This is a genomic window from Acinetobacter sp. TUM15064 (genome assembly GCF_008980265.1).
GTDB lineage: Bacteria > Pseudomonadota > Gammaproteobacteria > Pseudomonadales > Moraxellaceae > Acinetobacter.
This window is the reverse complement of record NZ_BKFU01000032.1, coordinates 1-16,995: the sequence shown is the minus strand read 5'-3', so window position 1 is coordinate 16,995 and position 16,995 is coordinate 1. Positions and strand designations below refer to the sequence as shown.

The 16,995-nt window shown below is 40.4% G+C and carries 20 protein-coding genes; 5 read left to right on the top strand and 15 right to left on the bottom strand.

The genetic code is table 11. The features are described from left to right. Positions 1 to 7: 7 nt before the first annotated feature. Both GBI16_RS10780 and GBI16_RS10775 read left to right on the top strand, forming a co-directional pair. Positions 8 to 763 carry a biotin--[acetyl-CoA-carboxylase] ligase gene (locus GBI16_RS10780; protein ID WP_151707069.1) on the top strand — a complete coding sequence of 252 codons (756 nt, stop codon included), beginning with the start codon at positions 8 to 10 and terminating at the stop codon, positions 761 to 763. 17 nt (positions 764 to 780) lie between these two features. Then, positions 781 to 1,512: a type III pantothenate kinase gene (locus tag GBI16_RS10775; protein WP_086208749.1), complete on the top strand. Its 732-nt coding sequence runs from the start codon at positions 781 to 783 to the stop codon at positions 1,510 to 1,512. Here the strand turns inward: GBI16_RS10775 and GBI16_RS10770 are convergent. Beyond that, positions 1,503 to 2,108, bottom strand: a complete 606-nt coding sequence (locus GBI16_RS10770) for an alpha/beta hydrolase (RefSeq protein ID WP_151707058.1) — start codon at positions 2,106 to 2,108, stop codon at positions 1,503 to 1,505. The two genes, GBI16_RS10775 and GBI16_RS10770, sit on opposite strands and share 10 nt — an antisense overlap. A gap of 186 nt (positions 2,109 to 2,294) precedes the next feature. Further along, a complete protein-coding gene (ffh, locus tag GBI16_RS10765) occupies positions 2,295 to 3,701 on the bottom strand; it encodes a signal recognition particle protein (RefSeq protein WP_086208751.1) in 1,407 nt (468 codons plus the stop codon). A gap of 138 nt (positions 3,702 to 3,839) precedes the next feature. Between ffh and GBI16_RS10760 the strand changes: the two genes are divergently transcribed. After that, entirely contained in the window at positions 3,840 to 4,649 is an 810-nt protein-coding gene (locus tag GBI16_RS10760) for an inner membrane protein YpjD (protein WP_086208752.1), read from the top strand. A 230-nt stretch (positions 4,650 to 4,879) separates the two neighbouring features. Here the strand turns inward: GBI16_RS10760 and GBI16_RS10755 are convergent, their stop codons facing one another. Continuing rightward, positions 4,880 to 5,269, bottom strand: coding sequence for a hypothetical protein (locus GBI16_RS10755; protein ID WP_151707057.1), 390 nt, complete (start codon positions 5,267 to 5,269; stop codon positions 4,880 to 4,882). A gap of 478 nt (positions 5,270 to 5,747) precedes the next feature. On the opposite strand from GBI16_RS10755, the gene GBI16_RS10750 reads away from it, so the two are divergent. Together GBI16_RS10750 and GBI16_RS10745 are read left to right on the top strand one after the other, a co-directional pair. Then, positions 5,748 to 7,334 carry an ATP-binding cassette domain-containing protein gene (locus tag GBI16_RS10750; protein WP_151707056.1) on the top strand — a complete coding sequence of 529 codons (1,587 nt, stop codon included), beginning with the start codon at positions 5,748 to 5,750 and terminating at the stop codon, positions 7,332 to 7,334. A 62-nt stretch (positions 7,335 to 7,396) separates the two neighbouring features. Then, positions 7,397 to 8,332 (top strand): tRNA-dihydrouridine synthase, encoded by a 936-nt coding sequence (locus tag GBI16_RS10745; protein WP_151707055.1) that lies wholly within the window; start codon positions 7,397 to 7,399, stop codon positions 8,330 to 8,332. Here the strand turns inward: GBI16_RS10745 and GBI16_RS10740 are convergent. The 12 genes from GBI16_RS10740 to GBI16_RS10685 form a co-directional block, all read right to left on the bottom strand. Then, a complete protein-coding gene (locus GBI16_RS10740) occupies positions 8,329 to 9,384 on the bottom strand; it encodes a DUF1176 domain-containing protein (protein WP_151707054.1) in 1,056 nt (351 codons plus the stop codon). The two genes, GBI16_RS10745 and GBI16_RS10740, sit on opposite strands and share 4 nt — an antisense overlap. 39 nt (positions 9,385 to 9,423) lie before the next feature. Next, positions 9,424 to 9,828 (bottom strand): NUDIX hydrolase, encoded by a 405-nt coding sequence (locus GBI16_RS10735; protein WP_151707053.1) that lies wholly within the window; start codon positions 9,826 to 9,828, stop codon positions 9,424 to 9,426. Positions 9,829 to 9,924: 96 nt separating this feature from the next. Further along, the gene (locus GBI16_RS10730) at positions 9,925 to 10,371 is read right to left on the bottom strand and encodes a nuclear transport factor 2 family protein (RefSeq protein WP_151707052.1); all 447 of its coding nucleotides are present in this window, start codon (positions 10,369 to 10,371) and stop codon (positions 9,925 to 9,927) included. Positions 10,372 to 10,481: 110 nt separating this feature from the next. Next, positions 10,482 to 10,817 carry a YegP family protein gene (locus GBI16_RS10725; protein WP_110973862.1) on the bottom strand — a complete coding sequence of 112 codons (336 nt, stop codon included), beginning with the start codon at positions 10,815 to 10,817 and terminating at the stop codon, positions 10,482 to 10,484. Between the two features lie 234 nt (positions 10,818 to 11,051). Then, positions 11,052 to 11,417, bottom strand: a complete 366-nt coding sequence (locus GBI16_RS10720) for a 5-carboxymethyl-2-hydroxymuconate Delta-isomerase (RefSeq protein WP_110973863.1) — start codon at positions 11,415 to 11,417, stop codon at positions 11,052 to 11,054. Positions 11,418 to 11,556: 139 nt separating this feature from the next. Continuing rightward, positions 11,557 to 11,895, bottom strand: coding sequence for a zinc ribbon domain-containing protein YjdM (locus GBI16_RS10715; RefSeq protein ID WP_086208760.1), 339 nt, complete (start codon positions 11,893 to 11,895; stop codon positions 11,557 to 11,559). Between the two features lie 178 nt (positions 11,896 to 12,073). Continuing rightward, positions 12,074 to 12,424: a DUF488 domain-containing protein gene (locus tag GBI16_RS10710; RefSeq protein ID WP_110973865.1), complete on the bottom strand. Its 351-nt coding sequence runs from the start codon at positions 12,422 to 12,424 to the stop codon at positions 12,074 to 12,076. Between the two features lie 59 nt (positions 12,425 to 12,483). Continuing rightward, positions 12,484 to 12,933: an SRPBCC family protein gene (locus GBI16_RS10705; protein WP_171494560.1), complete on the bottom strand. Its 450-nt coding sequence runs from the start codon at positions 12,931 to 12,933 to the stop codon at positions 12,484 to 12,486. A gap of 131 nt (positions 12,934 to 13,064) precedes the next feature. After that, positions 13,065 to 13,457: a ribonuclease E inhibitor RraB gene (locus GBI16_RS10700; protein WP_086208762.1), complete on the bottom strand. Its 393-nt coding sequence runs from the start codon at positions 13,455 to 13,457 to the stop codon at positions 13,065 to 13,067. Between the two features lie 150 nt (positions 13,458 to 13,607). Next, positions 13,608 to 14,564: a DUF5660 family protein gene (locus GBI16_RS10695; protein ID WP_151707051.1), complete on the bottom strand. Its 957-nt coding sequence runs from the start codon at positions 14,562 to 14,564 to the stop codon at positions 13,608 to 13,610. Positions 14,565 to 14,849: 285 nt separating this feature from the next. Beyond that, on the bottom strand, positions 14,850 to 15,515 hold the full coding sequence (locus GBI16_RS10690) for an RluA family pseudouridine synthase (RefSeq protein WP_151707050.1): 666 nt from the start codon (positions 15,513 to 15,515) through the stop codon (positions 14,850 to 14,852). Between the two features lie 627 nt (positions 15,516 to 16,142). Next, entirely contained in the window at positions 16,143 to 16,541 is a 399-nt protein-coding gene (locus GBI16_RS10685; protein ID WP_151707049.1) for a VOC family protein, read from the bottom strand. Between the last annotated feature and the right edge of the window lie 454 nt (positions 16,542 to 16,995).

Here is a 16,995-nt window from a genome sequence, read left to right as displayed (position 1 = left end):
GATTCATATGGATTTAGAGACACGCCAATTACAACAGCTTCTCGCTGAAGCACAGCAACTTCCTGAAGTTTTATTGCTTAAACCAGTTACCACATCCACCAATGATGATGTGCGTGAAATTGCGCAAAAAGGAATTCAGAGCGTTTTGGTCTGCAGTACACGACAAACTCAAGGTCGTGGACAGCGTCAACGACAATGGGTTTCTCCTGAAGGAAACATCTATTTAAGCACATTGCTACAGACCAAAACACCTATAGATGGGCGCTTGGCTTTAGAAATTGCGTTAAATATCTTGCAAATGCCGAGTTTGCAAGGCCTTGCTCTGCAAGTGAAATGGCCGAATGACCTTTATAGTGCTCAAGGTAAATGGGGCGGAATTTTAGTTGAACCACTGTCAAGCCACCAAGCGATCATTGGGGTGGGTATCAATATCAACCAAGTCGAAGATACCCAGCTCGATCAAGCCACCAGTTCACTTGAACAGCTTGGTTTAGCCCAACCAGATCGAATTCACTTAATGGCAGAACTGTATCTGGCGATTCAACAAGCAGGCTTATGGTTTTCTCATAATAGTGCCAATTTAGCTTCACGTTTTAACCATTATGCAGCCTTCATGCAGCAACAGGTTGAATTTGAGCATATGAAAGGTCTATCTCAAGGTATATTCTTAGGCATTCAAGATGATGGTGCAGTACAAATTCAGACCGCGAATGGTGTTGAATGCTTTTACCAAGGCCGCTTGCGCCCAACATCCGTCATTTAAATAGACCGAGGATTATCATGAAAAATCTATGGTTAGATATTGGCAATACGCGGCTGAAATATTGGATTACGCAGGAAGATCGCATCATAGAACAAGGTGCTGAGTTACATTTACAATCCCCTGCTGACTTACTTTTAGGACTGATTCAACATTTTAAAAACTTGAACATTCAACAGATTGGTGTTTCTTCGGTTCAGGACAAAAAAAATAACGACCGAATCAACAAGCTTCTAAAAAGCTTAAATGTGCCCATCACCTTTGCCCAAGTACAGGCGAGCTATGCGGGTCTACAGTGTGGCTATGAAAAACCTGAACAGCTCGGAATTGACCGTTGGCTACAAGTACTGGCTGTAGCACGCGATGCTAGGCAGAACTATTGTGTCATTAGCTGTGGTACAGCGCTGACCATTGACTTGGCGGATGGGTTACAACACTTAGGTGGATATATTTTACCAAATCTTTACCTACAACGTGATTCACTCATTCAAAACACCAAAGGTATTAAAATTCCAGATGCAGCTTTTGATCAACTTGGGCCCGGTCGTAATACCATCGACGCCGTGCATCATGGAATTTTACTTGGTCTCGTCAGTACCATTGAAAAGGTTTTACAGCAGTCCCCACGTCAACTGATTTTAACTGGTGGCGATGCTCCTATATTTGCACGTTATTTGGAGCATTATGCACCTTGCATCGAAAATGATTTATTACTCAAAGGCTTGCAATATTATATTCAGCATCAATTTTGAGTCGAAATCGCAGTCTGAGACAGTAATAGGGGCTTTAAATTATTAAGTAGCAACTCAAACTCAATATAACCATCCTCTCCCATAAAATGTCCTGCACGTTTTACCTCCTGAACTTCAGCACTTAAAAAGTGTCCAAAAGTCAAAACGAAAGGGGGTGGAACAAAAGGATCGTTATTTGAAAACATCACCACACGCGAAGCAATATGTGAATGTAACACCCCACTGTCTAACTTCGCTTGAGCAATAAAGCTATCTAGCTCAGGAACAGCCTTCACAGGGGCTTTAAATCCTGCAATACAGTAAATGGCTTTAATTCGACGTTCCCGCAGTTGAATACTCAAGTAATGTAAAGTTGCCAAACACCCCAAACTATGCGCAACAATAATGGTGTTTTCATCCAAAGTTGACATTTGCAAAGCTAAAGCCTGCTGCCACTCTTCAAAATTCGGTGTATTACTATGTGGCAATACCAAACGCTTAACGGCCAAGTGAGCATCTATCTGGGTAAGTTTTTGGCTTAGCCATGGAAACCAATGATCATTGGGAGATCCCTGATAACCATGCACGATGTAAATATGTTGTTTAGATTTACTCATTTTTCTAGCTTCTTATTATAATGTTTTAAACGAATAAATTTTACGCAACTTTCAGTCCATAAACAGTGCGTTTTTGTTATTCCCCTTGTTACTGAAGAAACTAGCTCTACCCTCTTGTTGCATAGATTACAGACGTAAAAAAGGCGCATACGCGCCTTTTTTACTCATCTTATTGTGAAAGCTGACTTATTTTTTCTTGTCATTTCCACCGAACAATGGTCCCGCACCACCGCCACCAAATTGCTTTTGCAAGCCACCTAATGATTTCATCATTTTTGCCATACCTGATGGATTGGCAAATTTCTTCATCATTTTCGCCATTTGCGCATGTTGTTTAATCAACTTATTGACTTCAACGACATCCATACCGCAGCCCGCTGCAATGCGCTTTTTACGGCTTGGGTTCATCAGGTCTGGGTTACGACGTTCTTTGATGGTCATCGACTGGATAATCGCTTCCATCTTTTTCACTTGCTTTTCAGGGTTCGCTTGTGCCAACGCATCTTGGATCCCTGCATTACTCATGCCAGGTAGCTTATCCAAGAAGCCCATCATGCCGCCCATTTTATTCATTTGCTCAAACTGCATTAGCATATCTTCAAAGTTGAAGCTGCCACCTTTTTGCAGTTTTTTCGCCATTTTTTCGGCTTTTTCTTTGTCGACTTTACGTTCAAGCTCTTCGACCAAAGAAAGTACGTCACCCATACCTAAGATACGCTGTGCAACACGTTCAGGATGGAATGGCTCTAAGGCATCGAGCTTTTCACCCATACCTAAGAATTTGATTGGCTTACCTGTGATGGCACGTACTGAAAGCGCCGCACCACCACGTGCATCACCATCAGTTTTAGTCAGAATCACGCCCGTTAATGGTAATGCATCATTAAAGGCTTTGGCTGTATTTGCCGCATCCTGACCGGTCATTGCATCGACCACGAACAAAGTTTCAGTTGGCTTAATCGCCGCGTGAAGTTCTTTGATCTCGTCCATCATTTCGTCATCTACGTGTAGACGACCTGCGGTATCGACAATCAAGACATCCGCAAACTGAATTTTGGCTTGTTCAATTGCACGCGTTGCAATGGTAATCGGTTTTTCGTCAGCACTCGATTCAAAGAAAATCGCACCGACCTCACCTGCAACGGTTTGTAGCTGTTTAATTGCTGCTGGACGGTAAACGTCGGCAGACACCATCGCTACTTTTTTCTTTTGGCGTTCTTGTAAGAAGCGAGCTAGTTTTGCAGCCGTTGTTGTTTTACCTGCACCTTGTAAGCCCGCAAGTAGGACCACAACAGGAGGTTTTGCTGCAAGATCAAGGCTTTCATTGGCCTCGCCCATCATTTTTGTTAATTCGTCATGCACGATTTTAACAAATGCTTGGCCCGGCGATAATTGAGTCATCACTTCTTGACCCAACGCCTCTTCCTTAACTTTCGCGATAAATTCACGAGTTACAGGAAGTGCAACATCGGCTTCAAGAAGTGCCATACGTACTTCACGTAGGGTATCTTTAATATTGTCTTCGGTTAGCTGCCCAGAGCCAGTAACATTTCTTAAACTCTGCGTGAGTCGTTCCGTTAAGGTATCAAACATTGCAAAATCCGCTTAAAATTGCTAGTTGCAAAAAAATCTTTCTTAAAATAGAAAATTTATGCATAGAATGCTATAGGATACTGTAGTTCGCACCGAATTTATATAAATGAATATTCATCATCCTGAAAAAGGTTTGACATGATTAGCCTGCCCTTGGTTTATACCATCTTAGCATTAGTTGCCTATACCACCTCTTTTTGGTATTTGTTTATCAAATTAATGGCTAAACGTGATCCAAACCATTGGTTTATTGGTATTATTTTAGGCTTAGGCCTATTGTTACATGCAACCGTTTTGTACCATGACATGCTCACGCCAATGGGAGTAAATTATGACGTTTTCGTCTTAATGTCATTTACATCGGGGCTCATGCTGTTACTCAGTCTACTCTATAGTACTTATCGTCCAATTTTAGCTTTGAACCTGATTGGCATTCCTGTGGCCGCGACAGGACTCATTTTAGGTTTTGCTTTTAGTCAGTCCACTCAATTTATTGAACAGCGCTCATTGGGCCTAGATATTCATATTATTTTATCGCTGTCGGCCTATGCAGTACTACTCATGGCGACCATACAAGCCGTGATTTTATGGTTCCAAGATCGTGAGTTAAAAAACAAACAAAAGAAACGCTTTTGGGTCAACTTACTGCCCTCTTTTCAAGCGATGGAATCTTTATTGTTTGACTTGATTAAAACGGGTTTTATTTTACTGACTGTGGCGTTGGTGTTTGGTTTCTTTACCATTGACAACTTTTTTGCCCAACATCTGGCACATAAGACCGCTTTTAGTATTATTTCTTGGTTTGTGTATGGGGCTTTGCTCATCGGACATTACCGTTTCGGTTGGCGAGGTCAAAAAGCGATTCGCTTTACCTTAATTGGATTCTTTTTATTGGCTGTCGGTTTTATCGGATCTAAGTTTGTATTGGAAATGATTTTAGGTCGATGACGTCTTTTCGTTGAGTTCGCTTTATTAAAGATACAGTACTTTACTCAAAAAGTAGATGTATAACATAATGGCCCAACAGAAAAGCCCAGCTTAGGCAAACTGAGCTTCCATAAAAATTTAATTAATTGATTTATAAAAACTTGTGCAATAAATTCTGTATACAGTGATGATGTTAATTCTAGTTTTTCTAAAATTAACATCTAGCTCTCATCTTAGTATTTATAATTTAATTACATTTTTAATCGGTATTCTTCCAGATTTAGCTGACAGCCAATATATGATTTCTGCTGATTGTTATGAAACTTATTAAAATCATCCAAATTAGAATCATCATCAAGATTGTTTTGCTTCCCCCATGCTTTATAAGCAGAGAAATTCTGAATCACAAAATCCAATAAATTTACTCTAGCTTTGGTTAAATCACACCACTTACTTTTAGATTCCAATTGTTCTGAAAGTGGAACCTCTTTATCATCATAATCTCTAGAATAGATCATATTATTAATTACAGCTTTATTTAGTTCACCATTCAAATGTCGATACTGTTGATCGAATTCGTCACCAGATAAAGCAAAACAACTGCTACTAATAAATAACAGTATAAAGCTTAGTAATTTCATTATTTTAAATATCCTAAATCTTCATTTATTATAAAAGAAACTTGATCAAAATTTTATTCCATTTAACATTATAGAGCCTATACGAAATAACACTAAAACAGAACACAATGCTTTTGGCCAATGACAATGTAGATAAACTCATCCCCTCCATAATTGACTAATTCTCCCCAATCAATCACGGTCTATGAAAGATTTATGCGTCTATGACGAAGCTCCGGTAGCCTATAGTATTGATAAATCATCCTTAAATTTATAATTAGAATAATGCAAATAGATTATTTTTCATCCACCTGTTATACTGACAAAACTATTACGCCTCCCTTCTTCTACCTTCTACTTAGAGTAATGCCAATGAAGTAAGTCTTATTTTCCGTCAAATCTAATTTATTTGTTTTCTGACGTGCAAAATAAACTTATTTACTACTCTATATTTCTATATAAAAATTTATTTTGTATGTCCTGTATAAAGGAGTCTTCAATGACCCAACAGGCCTGTACCGTAAAAAACCTAAGCGTTCAATTTACTCATGAAGCACTTTTTCAGCATTTAAACTTTGAATTGCCCGCTGCCCAATGTTCAACCCTGATCGGACGTAATGGTCAAGGCAAATCAATATTAATGTCCTTACTCGCTCAAGCGCACAGACCCAATTATGCGAGTGGCGAAGTGATTTGGCATATGCCATTTTCCCACTTAAGTCAGCTCAAACGTTTAAGCAACTGTACGCTTGCCGAGGCGCTTGACGTTTCAGACCTCTATGCCAGTTTTCAGCGTATTGAGCAATATACCGCGAGCTTTGAGGACTATGATCGCGTCGAACATGCATGGCATCAACCCTCTGAATGGTTAAAATTACTGAAAAGTGCAAACTTACCTACAGATTTATCCAGCTCGGTTTCTCAACTAAGTGAAGGTCAGAAAACCAAACTGGCACTGTGCCGCCTATTTTTACAAACTGAGCATTATTTACTTCTTGATGAACCCAGTAATCACTTAGATCATGAAAGTCGTGTGTGGTTAAGCCAAAAAATCCTTCAACATCCTGCGGGCTGTTTAGTCATTAGCCATGACCGCACATTGTTAAATCAAATCCCCAACACCTATGTTTTAAATGATTTTGGCTTGCAACATTTCCGTTGCAACTATGCCGAGTATCAGTCACAAGCAGAGCAACAACAGCAGGCGTTACTACACAACATCTCGCAAGAGAAACGCGAACTTAAACAATTACAAGTCCAACAGCATGAACAACGCATGAAAGCCCAGAAAAGGCAAAAGTCTGGGCAGAAATTACGAAGCTCAGGTTCTCAAGCCAAAATCCTGCTCGACTTTAAAAAAGAACGTGCTAGTCAAGCGCTATCGGGAGTCGCGCAGCAACAACTTCGCCAAAAGGAACAAGCGCAAGACGAACTCAAAAACAAACAGCAACAGCTAGAACAGATGAAGTCACAAAAGTTTGATTTCCATTTTCAACCTCAACAAACTGGTGAAATTCTTCGTTTAAAAGAGGTGGTTTTAACCACACTCTCTATCTCGCCTATTTCTTTTGCCTTATATAACGGAGAAAAAATCCAACTGCGCGGCCAAAATGGTTCAGGTAAGTCGACTTTACTTCGTGCCATCCAAAATTATAGTCATGTTCAATCGGGAGAAATTTTCAAGCGAGGAGCATCGTTATATTTAGATCAAAACTTTAGTCTGCTGAATCCAAAACTGAATGCAGTACACAATTTACAATTATTAAATCCATCTTTGTCTGATGAAGAGTGTCGGAATCAATTGGGGCAACTTCGAATTCGACGAGATAAGGCTCTGCTTCCCATCTCACTACTTAGTGGCGGTGAACAACTCAAAGTTGCCTTACTGTGTATCAGTCTCGCAGCACAGCCTGTGGACTTACTGTTACTGGATGAACCCGAAAATCATCTCGACATCGACTCAAGACGACTGTTGGCACAGGCTATTCGCGATTTTACAGGGGCAGTTATTTTAGTTTCACATGATGATGCCTTTGTCGAGGAGACACAGATTCAAAACTATTTCGATTTAACCCAAACGCATTAGACTGGACAGCGTGATCGGATTTGCGTATAACACCGTTTTTCTATTTGACTGGTGACACCGCTGTGAAACTCATCCTTGCACCGATGGAAGGCTTAACTGACCCAATCATGCGTGATGTGCTCACGTCTGTGGGTAGCTTCGATTGGTGTGTGACCGAGTTTATCCGTGTGACCAATTCGGTCTTACCTGATCATATTTTTCATCAGTATTGCCCTGAATTACTGCATGACGGAAAAACGGCAGCGGGAACACCCGTGCATGTTCAATTTTTAGGTAATGATCCTGAAATGCTGGCTGCCAATGCCATCCGTGCTGTGAAACTCGGTGCACCCGCCATTGATATGAACTTTGGTTGTCCAGCCAAAACCGTGAACCGTCACCGTGGTGGCTCGGTGCTTTTAGATGAGCCAGAAGTGGTGCATGAACTGGTCAAAGCAGTACGTGATGCGGTTCCTGCGCACATTCCTGTTTCTGCGAAAATGCGCTTAGGCTATATGGACCGACATTTTATGTTGGATAATGCTCATGCCATTGAAGACGCAGGTGCGGCTTGGGTTACCGTGCATGCACGGACCAAAGCCGATGGTTATACGCCACCCGCTTTTTGGGATCAACTCCGCCCGATTCGTGAAGCCTTAAAGATCAATGTGATTGCCAATGGTGAAATTTGGAATAATGCAGACGCGAAACAGTGTCGCTTAGAGTCTGGCTGTGAAGATTTGATGATTGGACGTGGTGCCGTGACCACACCTGATTTGACCCAGTGTATTCGTCAAAATATTGATACACCTCTACTGACATGGAATGAGCTACTAAGCTTACAAATCCGTTTCTTAAACGGCGGGTATAAAAAAGAAATGAATATGGTCGGACGCTATAAACAATGGCTCGGTATGATGTCTAAACATTATCCTGAAGCCAAAGCTTTATGGGATGAAGTCAAACGTATTAAGCCACTAGATGACATTATTCTCAAACTAAATACAAGCGCGACCTAATCCGTTCGCGCAACGATCGCCACATAAGTCGGTAAGTTCCATGCCCCACCCGCAAAGCCTTTACATTGCTGCGATTGTGCCTGATAGCTGAGAACAAAAGCCTTTCCATTCCAAGCCCACTCAGAACGAATACCACAGTCAGCAATGCCCCGCCCTTTTTGTTCTGAGAAAATTTGCGCCTCACTAAAACTTGAGCCTGATGTGGTAACTTGCTGCTGAATCTTTTGTAAGGCTTTGTCCATGACCCAGTAGCCTAGACCTTCATTGTATGCCCCACGCCAACATGGTACTTGAACCACCACTTGTTCCACATTCAGCGGATAGACTGAAACCCGATCATCCTCAAAAAACCGCGCCTCATAGAGATTTGGACAGTCTTGTTCATCTGTTTTTGCTTTTAACTTTTTAAAGAGTTGATGGGCATTTTTACTGTCCACGGCAAAGTGGCTAGCAACCGCAGGTCGATATCCTGTAATGCCAATTTTAGGGATGGCTTTGGGTTGTAAAACATTTTGCTCAGACTGATTGCCTTTTTGATAGATGGCATTCGGTGTATTTACCCGCTTTTGTATATCATCCATTTTGAGCAAAACAGCATTTGCCCCTGCGGTTGAAATTTGCCATTGCTGTGCTTGGGTCGTGAGACGAATATCTTCTGCACCGACTAAGGCCTTTAGCAACTGCGTACTTTGAGCACTGGACAGTTTTGCGGTACTTTTGTGGGCATCAAAGGTGACTCTCCCCAACGAAGTAGCGCCAACACTCAGATTTGCCTCCATATTTTGCACTAAGTCTTCTTCTATCTGAAGTTGGGTAAGCACTGCACCGCCTGCACCTGCGGGACGAGAAATCAGTAAAGATACTGGTTGACCAAACTGAGCATCACTCTGATAGCCTGCCGCACGGCACATACCCGTATTATCACAGGCAAGTTCCCAGTCCTTATGTATAAAGTAACTCCCCGTATCTGCATAAGCCAGTTGAGTTAAGGTGCTGATCAAAACAGCGCCCAAGAGTGAATGGCTTAGTGTTCCTAACGTTTTATTCAACATATGACTTCACTCCGCTTGCGTGGAATATTAACCCTGTGCTTAAAAACTTCGGCTCTGTACCGTACCTGTATAATTTAAACAGTCTTCAACACGAATCCGTTGCACTTTAGACAGTTGATCTAAATCAAACCATGCATAGGCCGTATGTTCATCGCTCAGCTTAATCTCGGTCGATGCAGCCAAATGGCATCTAAAAATAAACGCATGTGAAGTCACTGCCGCATGAAAATACACACCCGATAAATAATCAATTTGGACCTCACAACTGAGTTCTTCTTGGCACTCTCGCAGTAACGCTTGATGCATGGTTTCACCCATGTCTAATGCACCACCTGGTAAACCCCAAGCCTGATCAGCATAATTGGCTTTCAGTAATAAAACCTGCCCTACAGCATTGGTGATGACCGCATGAGAACTTAGTCGGTAAAAATCGTGGAATGCCATACACTTTCCTTTGGTCAAAGCTACATTCATTCATTAAAACACAGTCTGAACATGAATTGATTAACCCCTGTAAAGCCTCTGCCTTTCAGTTTTTCATCAATCATGAAAGTAGATCGGCTTCGACATTTGTGTCTCAAAATCGACAGGCACTGAAATATGTTGATGTGCAACCAACCACTCTCCAGCCGTTTTTTGAAAACACAATGTCGTTCGGCACCAAGGGATCTCTGGTGTAGCCACCCCACTGGCATGATCAAGTTTGGAATAACAATGAACAAAGGCCAAACCATCACGACTAAAAATATTCAGGCTACGCCTAAAAACCTTCACTTTAGCCTGAAAAAATGGTGCATAGCGTCGCCATAGTTCCTGATAGGCTTGTACGCCTTGTAACTCAAATCCAATATCAAACAAACTGACATCACTCTGGCAAAGACGAATAATATTTTGTACATCCATTTTACAAATGGCATCATCCCACTGCTTGAGTTTGAAGATAATCTCATGCCCCGCATGCTCATCTCCAATTAATCGTACATCCACATAGTGCTCCAACAATGCGCATAAAATACCCATAAAAAAACGCGTGCGCCTTCCTTAGCTAACACGCCAGTTTTTTAAATTCTTAAACCCATCAATAATTTAATAGCAAATTAAGCTGTTAAATCTTTAATTGTGGCGCTTGCACCATTGTTTTTTACAGACTCAATGCCTTTATCGCGTGACTGCTCCGTAGCATAAAACTGACTGGTTCCAATAATCTGATGGTTGGCAGCCTTTAAGTTAAAATAAGGCTTACCATTTTTGGCTTCTAAGCGATCATAACGCGCATCATCTGGACTATTCTTCTGAACTGACTCAATTCCATTATGGGCTGACGCTTTTGCTTTATACAGTTCACTGGTTAAAATGACTTCTCCATTTCCCGCTTTCAAAACAAAGCGATATTGACCGTCATTTGCCTGACTGAGTTCGTACCATCCTGACATAAGCTCACCTCTTGTTATTTTAAAGCAATAATAAATAAATCAGATTTGAATAAAAAACCATCCAATTTTATAAAATATAAATGACTTCTTTTATAAAAAAAAGCCATTTATTGCCTTACCCATCTTTATTTTTTTTAAAATAACAGCGCTATATGAATAATGCATGACAACATCAAAATGCCAACACTGCATTTTCTCAATTCTGCTGAAACGGTTGATTATCCTTAAACTACTTTAGGCTTTTAGCACCAATTTACTATAGCTATTTCTTGGCATTTCAATAATTTCTACGCATATTTGTACAGCTAAATCGGTCGGGACTTTAAAATTTTGCTGCAATGTTTTGAGTAAGAGCTTGGAAATAGCAGATTGCGTGGCTTCATCTCGACCGCTAAGTAAAGAGACTTTGGCATGTAAATAAGCTTCTGCGTCTCCATCTACCCCAATCACAAAATCGGATTGTTTGATGGCACGACTTTTCACTTCATTGCCCGATTGTACAAACTCACCATCAAGCAAAGCTTGGTTTAAAGCCAACAACATCGGTTTAACTTCGAGAGTGTCTATATTATCTGAGTACTCAAGGTGGATATGAGGCATAACGTATTCTTCAACAGTTTTTTATCTTTATAACATGCTGTGCACTTGTTTAAACAATTCATCTACTTTCAAAATCGTTTAAAACAAAAAATGGAGTCCTATTGACTCCATTTTAATTGCTAACTGTAAACTCAGCGCATTAGGCTTTTTTCACATACTCAGACTTGAGTTTCATCGCGCCAACACCGTCAATCTTACAATCAATATCATGACCATCTGCAGCATCAGGTAGCAAACGAATATTTTTCACTTTAGTTCCGACTTTTACCACAGACGACGAACCTTTAATTTTTAAATCTTTAATTACCGTTACTGTATCACCATCAGCGAGTAAGTTGCCATTGGCATCTTTAATTGCCACCACGTCTTCGGTAGATTCCCCCTCTTTCCATTCGTTTGAACATTCAGGGCAGATCAGCAAGTCACCATCTTCATAAGTATATTCGGACTGGCACTTTGGGCAGTTGGGTAAAGACATAAAAACCTCAAAAATAAAAAATAAGCAATTCACATTGCTCAAAGCGCCAATATAACATTATTCAGGCTAAAACAATGTGAATCACGTATTTATTTTATGGCTTTGGTTTTGCTTCTGTAGAAACAACGTTGATGCATGACTAAAGTAAAATTTTACCCGTAGAACACTCATCCTAAGCTTATTTTTGCTCCAAGCACTGCTTCAAAATCACCACATGGTTATGCTGTTCTTCTTTAGCTGCGGTAAGTAACGTGATCTGCTCTTGCAATGCCAGTTGCCGTAAGTCATTCAACTCGCTGGGATGTGCTTCCAGTTCTTTCATATAACGGACCTTAAACTCATCCCAGTGTGCCACCATGTCTTGGTGATACCATTTCCGCAGCTCATTGGACGGGGTTAAGTTTTTTGACCACAGATCTATTTGGGCTTCAAGCTTTGAGACTCCTCGTGGCCATAGCCGATCAACCAAAACACGCTTACCATCTTCGGCTTCAACAGGTGCATAAATCCGCTTCATGCGTATTGGCATGCAAAACTCCTTTTTATTCTTTTGTGCAACTTATTCAATTGTTCAACGATGACGAAGTATTATTCATCGGGAATGTCTGGATTCACTAAAAAAGCCAAGAGTTGCAATGACTCTTGCCACCCCAGATAACAGCCATCAACAGGAATCACTTCCGGTAAACCAGACTGTGTGATATGGACTTCTGTTCCTACAGAGACCTCTTTAAACTCTACACGGACTTCAATTTTACCTGCCAGTTCAGGCACATCAAATTCATCGGTATAGCGTAATAAGCTATTTTCAATGATTTCATGATAGGTACCATGAAATGAATGCTGCATGCCTGTACTAAAGTTGGTAAAAAACATACGATATTGACCACCCTCGCGTACATCAAACTGCTCCACATGAGCCGTGAAACCATGCGGTGCCATCCATTTTACTAAAGCATCTGCATGGGTAAAAGCACGATAGACACGCTCGACAGGTACACTAAATACGCGGTGTAACTGAACACTATTTGACATCATTTTTCTCGTTCTTTTCAAATATTCATGTTTAGTTTAAAACGCTAGAAATTAGAAACTGTAGCGTTATTGTGCGTAAATATAGAGCAAATAAAAAAGCATGTTTTTCAACATGCTTTTAATTTGGTGCTGACCTAAGCTTGGCCTTGCTCATAGTTTTCGTCGTCATCTTCTTCGTCATCATAGACATACGCCATACAGCCCCAACCATCGTATTCACCACCAAACTGCTCTGCAATTTTGGTAAACCACTGTTCTAAGTCGACAATGTCAGAATACTCAGGTTCCATATAGACATAAATGGTAATGATCCATTCGGAAACATCATTGTCCTCATCGACAAATAAGGTAATTTTTTGTTCTTCTTGTAATAAATACAGTGCACATTTTTCAGCTTGTGACTGATCTTGAAAGGCGATCGAATATTCTATTTCATGCGGCTCTGACAGATCATCACCATCCTCAGCCATTTGCCAAAGTACATTTCCGTTGTCATCATCTGGATATAATTCAAAATCACGTGTCATGCGAATGTCCTTGTTATCTTTTGAGCCAATATAACGTTGGCAAGTGACAAAATAGTGACTTCAACATAGCATAATTTGCTCATTTTTTAGCAGGTGGATCTGATTTTTTCTGCCAATTTTTACATTTTCTTTTTCTATCTATTTGCAACTTTATTGTACAACTCGATGTTCAAGCACAATGTGGCTTTGTCCTTGCACATCCCCCGTTTTTAAACTGTTCAATAAAGCTGTAAATTTCAACTCTTCTAACCGTAGCGCAAGATAATGATCCATAATACGGGCATGACCAAAGACAGCACCATAGTGATTAATTAAAGTAAAGTCATCGCGCAGTGCTTGAAGTAGCAAACCGAGATTGTCTTGAGCAACGCGTTGTAAATAAAAGTCTGCTTTGCTGTTAAATAACTGAGAAAACAGTGCGATGGCGGATAAATGCCGATGCTCATCCAAAAATGCACAAGTGACCACTTGATTGTGTTCTACAGCACGAATCACCTGCTGACGGACTTTGAGTAAATGATTGGCCGCATCCGTTTTCCCATAGCCTTCGATGAGTTCATCTAATAACTGCTCTGAAGGCAGTTGGTAAATGTGGCTGTGTGTTTCAATTTTATTGTTTAATGCTTTAGAAATTTCAGCCAACTGCTCTCGTTCTTCTGCCATGTGAAAAAATGCGCCTAACTTTTCCTTTGCCCGTTGCATGATGGTTTCTTTGGCTTTGAGCTCGTATTCCGATAAGAAGTGATTCACTTTTTCAATCCGTTGTCGACATTGATTGAGCATCTGTTCGGCGTCAAATTTAACTGTTTCTGCAAACAACTCCACTTGGCTCAGCCGTTCAATCACATAATGTTCGACATCAATGATTTCTTGATAATGACTTAGTGCTTGTTCACGTTGTCTGAGTGTTCCCACTTCAATTCTTAAACTCGTCAGTCGATGTTGTAATTCATGCTGTTGTTGTTCGTAAGCCTCTAAGGTATTTCGACTGCGCTCTAAATTACATTCTAAAATTTCAATCTGCTTTTTGTGGCCGAGACTGCGCCTGAGTTGCCAAAAAATAATCGTACTGAGTAATGCAATCATGACAGCAAGTAGATAAAACATAGCCTATCTCCCAAAGGGAAAGTCATTTTTATTTTTTGAGGCTCATCTATTAGATAGCTTGTAAATTGAACGGCGAGCCTTATAACAGACAAACGTACTCTCAGCCCATCTCAAATTGCTCAGCAATACCTGATCCAAAGAAGAAGCACATAACCTAACACTTTAAATGGACATATTCGCTATACGTTAAGGAGGCTCTTTTACACTCTAACTTAGCTGTGTTTTGGGCAATTTTATATCCCAAATTTTAAGTATTTCTCGTTTTTATTAAAAAATGTGTCTTGGTTAAAAAGGTACGTTCCCATGAATAGTAACAGTCTCCCCTGTTAAAGGCTGTTTAAAGGCTAAAAAGCTGGCATGTAGAGCCATACGCTTTAAAGGACTCCTTGTCGGTTCAGGATGATAGAGCTTGTCCCCTGTAATAGGATGCCCGATATATTGCATATGCACACGAAGCTGATGCGAACGCCCCGTAATCGGGGTCAGTAAAACCCGTGTAATATCGGTCTCAATGTCATAACTAAGGGCTTGATAAAGCGTTTTTGCAGGTTTGCCCAGTTCGAAGTGCACAATCTGCCGTGGTCGGTTTTCCCAGTCGGTAATCAACGGTACGTCAACACTGCCTTCAGCATCTAACTGGCCTTGAACTAAAGCAATATAGTGTTTATTTACCGTGCGAGCTTGGAACATTTTACTGACGGCAACTTCGGCATCGCGGTGCTTGGCAAACATTAAAATCCCCGAAGTCGCCATATCTAAACGATGGGTAATTTTGGCATGTGGATACTGCGCTAAAACCCTTAAATAGGCACTGTCTTGGTGTTCTGGTAAACGCCCCGGCACCGACAACAAACCCGCAGGCTTTTCAATCACCACCAAATCATCGTCTTCATAAACGATCACCAAGTCTTCTTGGGGAGGTGCATAAACAAAGTTGTCATTTAAAGCCATGAAAATAACAGCATAGAAAAGCGAGCGCGAAAAATAACAAGCTGTGTTTCTACTGTCAATCATCTCACCAATATAGAAAACTCTCTCGGCTATTGGTTTTTCGCCCTGTAAATCACAGTTGATCGGTCAGTACTGAATAGGAGGCTTAAGAATGAAATGATCCATGAGGAACTGAATCAGCAGGATTTTTTAAACTTTGTTAGAAATCTAGAATTTTATTTTTGTTTGCTGTTTATTCATTGGAGAAATTTTTTAGGGTGTCTGGGAAAACATGTTGTTTACTTCAACTATCATAACTTTGTAAGTGATGATCTTATAGCCTATAAACTTTTGATTTATAGCGTCCTAAGCCGAATCAAGACCTTTTGGGTAAGTACTACTCACGCGTTTTGCGCCACTGGTAGCATGCTACTCTTTTCGATCCCGTCACACCCTTGAGATATAATTTAACAATCCAAGGACGGGATTGTTTCCCGAAGATAAAGTCTTTTTGGCTATTTTTGGAAAAAAATCCTAGATTATTATTCATATAAAAAATATTTTCCCAAATGAACCGAATTTGTGATTTTTTTCGCACATAAAAGCGCTTTTCTCAGGATTTTATTTCTTCAAAAGCAGATATCTTACTCATTCATTACTTTTGAACATTTGCATCAATTGAATAAGATTGCCACAAGTATCATCAAAGACTGCTACTTTGACTGTGCCTGCTCGCGTGGGAGCTACGGTAAAATGTACCCCTAATTTTTTCAGGCGCTCATATTCCGCATCGAGGTCATCCACTTGAAAAGAAGTATAGGGAATTAGATCTGCTTTGATCGCAGCCTTAAACGGCTGTGCTGCGGGATGTGCATCAGGTTCCAGTAGCAGTTCAACGCCCTCTGGACTTTCGGGTGAAACCAAAGTCAGCCAACGATAATCCCCCACAGGTACATCATGTTTGACTTTAAAACCGAGTTTTTCTGTATAAAACTGACAGGCTTTTTCTTGGCTATCGACCATGATGCTGGTGACATATATTTTCATTGTTATTCCATGCGTATCCGACTTTTCATAAATAGTTATAGCAGAAGCTTATGCTTTTCCGTGTTATGAATTAGACGTTTTTAGATAGGCATTTGTGAAACATTACAATGCTCACACACTACTGATTCAGTGTAATATTTTGAGATAATTTGAAAAAAAGGGGATAAAAATATTTAAGAAATAAAACTTTATGATTTTTTGGGATCAGGAGATAACTTCAACGATTAAAACTGGGTAAGTTCCAAGCTTTTGCCTATAGATGGATAATCTATAGCGTCCTAAGCTGAATCGAGACCTTGTGGGTAAGTACGACGCTGATCTGATAGATAACGAATCGCAAACTACTCTTTTCGATTCCTGTGCCCTTGAACGTTATATTAGGCAAAATGATACGAAATAAAATTCCTAAGATTTGCTAATTTCAAGCAATGATGAAAAATATTTCCCTAAATAA

Bases quoted from the DNA above. Each gene is read 5' to 3' on its own strand.
- GBI16_RS10780 (WP_151707069.1), top strand. From the start codon at position 8: ATGGATTTAGAGACACGCCAATTACAACAGCTTCTCGCTGAAGCACAG.
- GBI16_RS10775 (WP_086208749.1), top strand. From the start codon at position 781: ATGAAAAATCTATGGTTAGATATTGGCAATACGCGGCTGAAATATTGG.
- GBI16_RS10770 (WP_151707058.1), bottom strand. From the start codon at position 2,108: ATGAGTAAATCTAAACAACATATTTACATCGTGCATGGTTATCAGGGA.
- ffh (WP_086208751.1), bottom strand. From the start codon at position 3,701: ATGTTTGATACCTTAACGGAACGACTCACGCAGAGTTTAAGAAATGTT.
- GBI16_RS10760 (WP_086208752.1), top strand. From the start codon at position 3,840: ATGATTAGCCTGCCCTTGGTTTATACCATCTTAGCATTAGTTGCCTAT.
- GBI16_RS10755 (WP_151707057.1), bottom strand. From the start codon at position 5,269: ATGAAATTACTAAGCTTTATACTGTTATTTATTAGTAGCAGTTGTTTT.
- GBI16_RS10750 (WP_151707056.1), top strand. From the start codon at position 5,748: ATGACCCAACAGGCCTGTACCGTAAAAAACCTAAGCGTTCAATTTACT.
- GBI16_RS10740 (WP_151707054.1), bottom strand. From the start codon at position 9,384: ATGTTGAATAAAACGTTAGGAACACTAAGCCATTCACTCTTGGGCGCT.
- GBI16_RS10735 (WP_151707053.1), bottom strand. From the start codon at position 9,828: ATGGCATTCCACGATTTTTACCGACTAAGTTCTCATGCGGTCATCACC.
- GBI16_RS10725 (WP_110973862.1), bottom strand. From the start codon at position 10,817: ATGTCAGGATGGTACGAACTCAGTCAGGCAAATGACGGTCAATATCGC.
- GBI16_RS10720 (WP_110973863.1), bottom strand. From the start codon at position 11,417: ATGCCTCATATCCACCTTGAGTACTCAGATAATATAGACACTCTCGAA.
- GBI16_RS10715 (WP_086208760.1), bottom strand. From the start codon at position 11,895: ATGTCTTTACCCAACTGCCCAAAGTGCCAGTCCGAATATACTTATGAA.
- GBI16_RS10710 (WP_110973865.1), bottom strand. From the start codon at position 12,424: ATGCCAATACGCATGAAGCGGATTTATGCACCTGTTGAAGCCGAAGAT.
- GBI16_RS10705 (WP_171494560.1), bottom strand. From the start codon at position 12,933: ATGATGTCAAATAGTGTTCAGTTACACCGCGTATTTAGTGTACCTGTC.
- GBI16_RS10700 (WP_086208762.1), bottom strand. From the start codon at position 13,457: ATGACACGTGATTTTGAATTATATCCAGATGATGACAACGGAAATGTA.
- GBI16_RS10695 (WP_151707051.1), bottom strand. From the start codon at position 14,564: ATGTTTTATCTACTTGCTGTCATGATTGCATTACTCAGTACGATTATT.
- GBI16_RS10690 (WP_151707050.1), bottom strand. From the start codon at position 15,515: ATGGCTTTAAATGACAACTTTGTTTATGCACCTCCCCAAGAAGACTTG.
- GBI16_RS10685 (WP_151707049.1), bottom strand. From the start codon at position 16,541: ATGAAAATATATGTCACCAGCATCATGGTCGATAGCCAAGAAAAAGCC.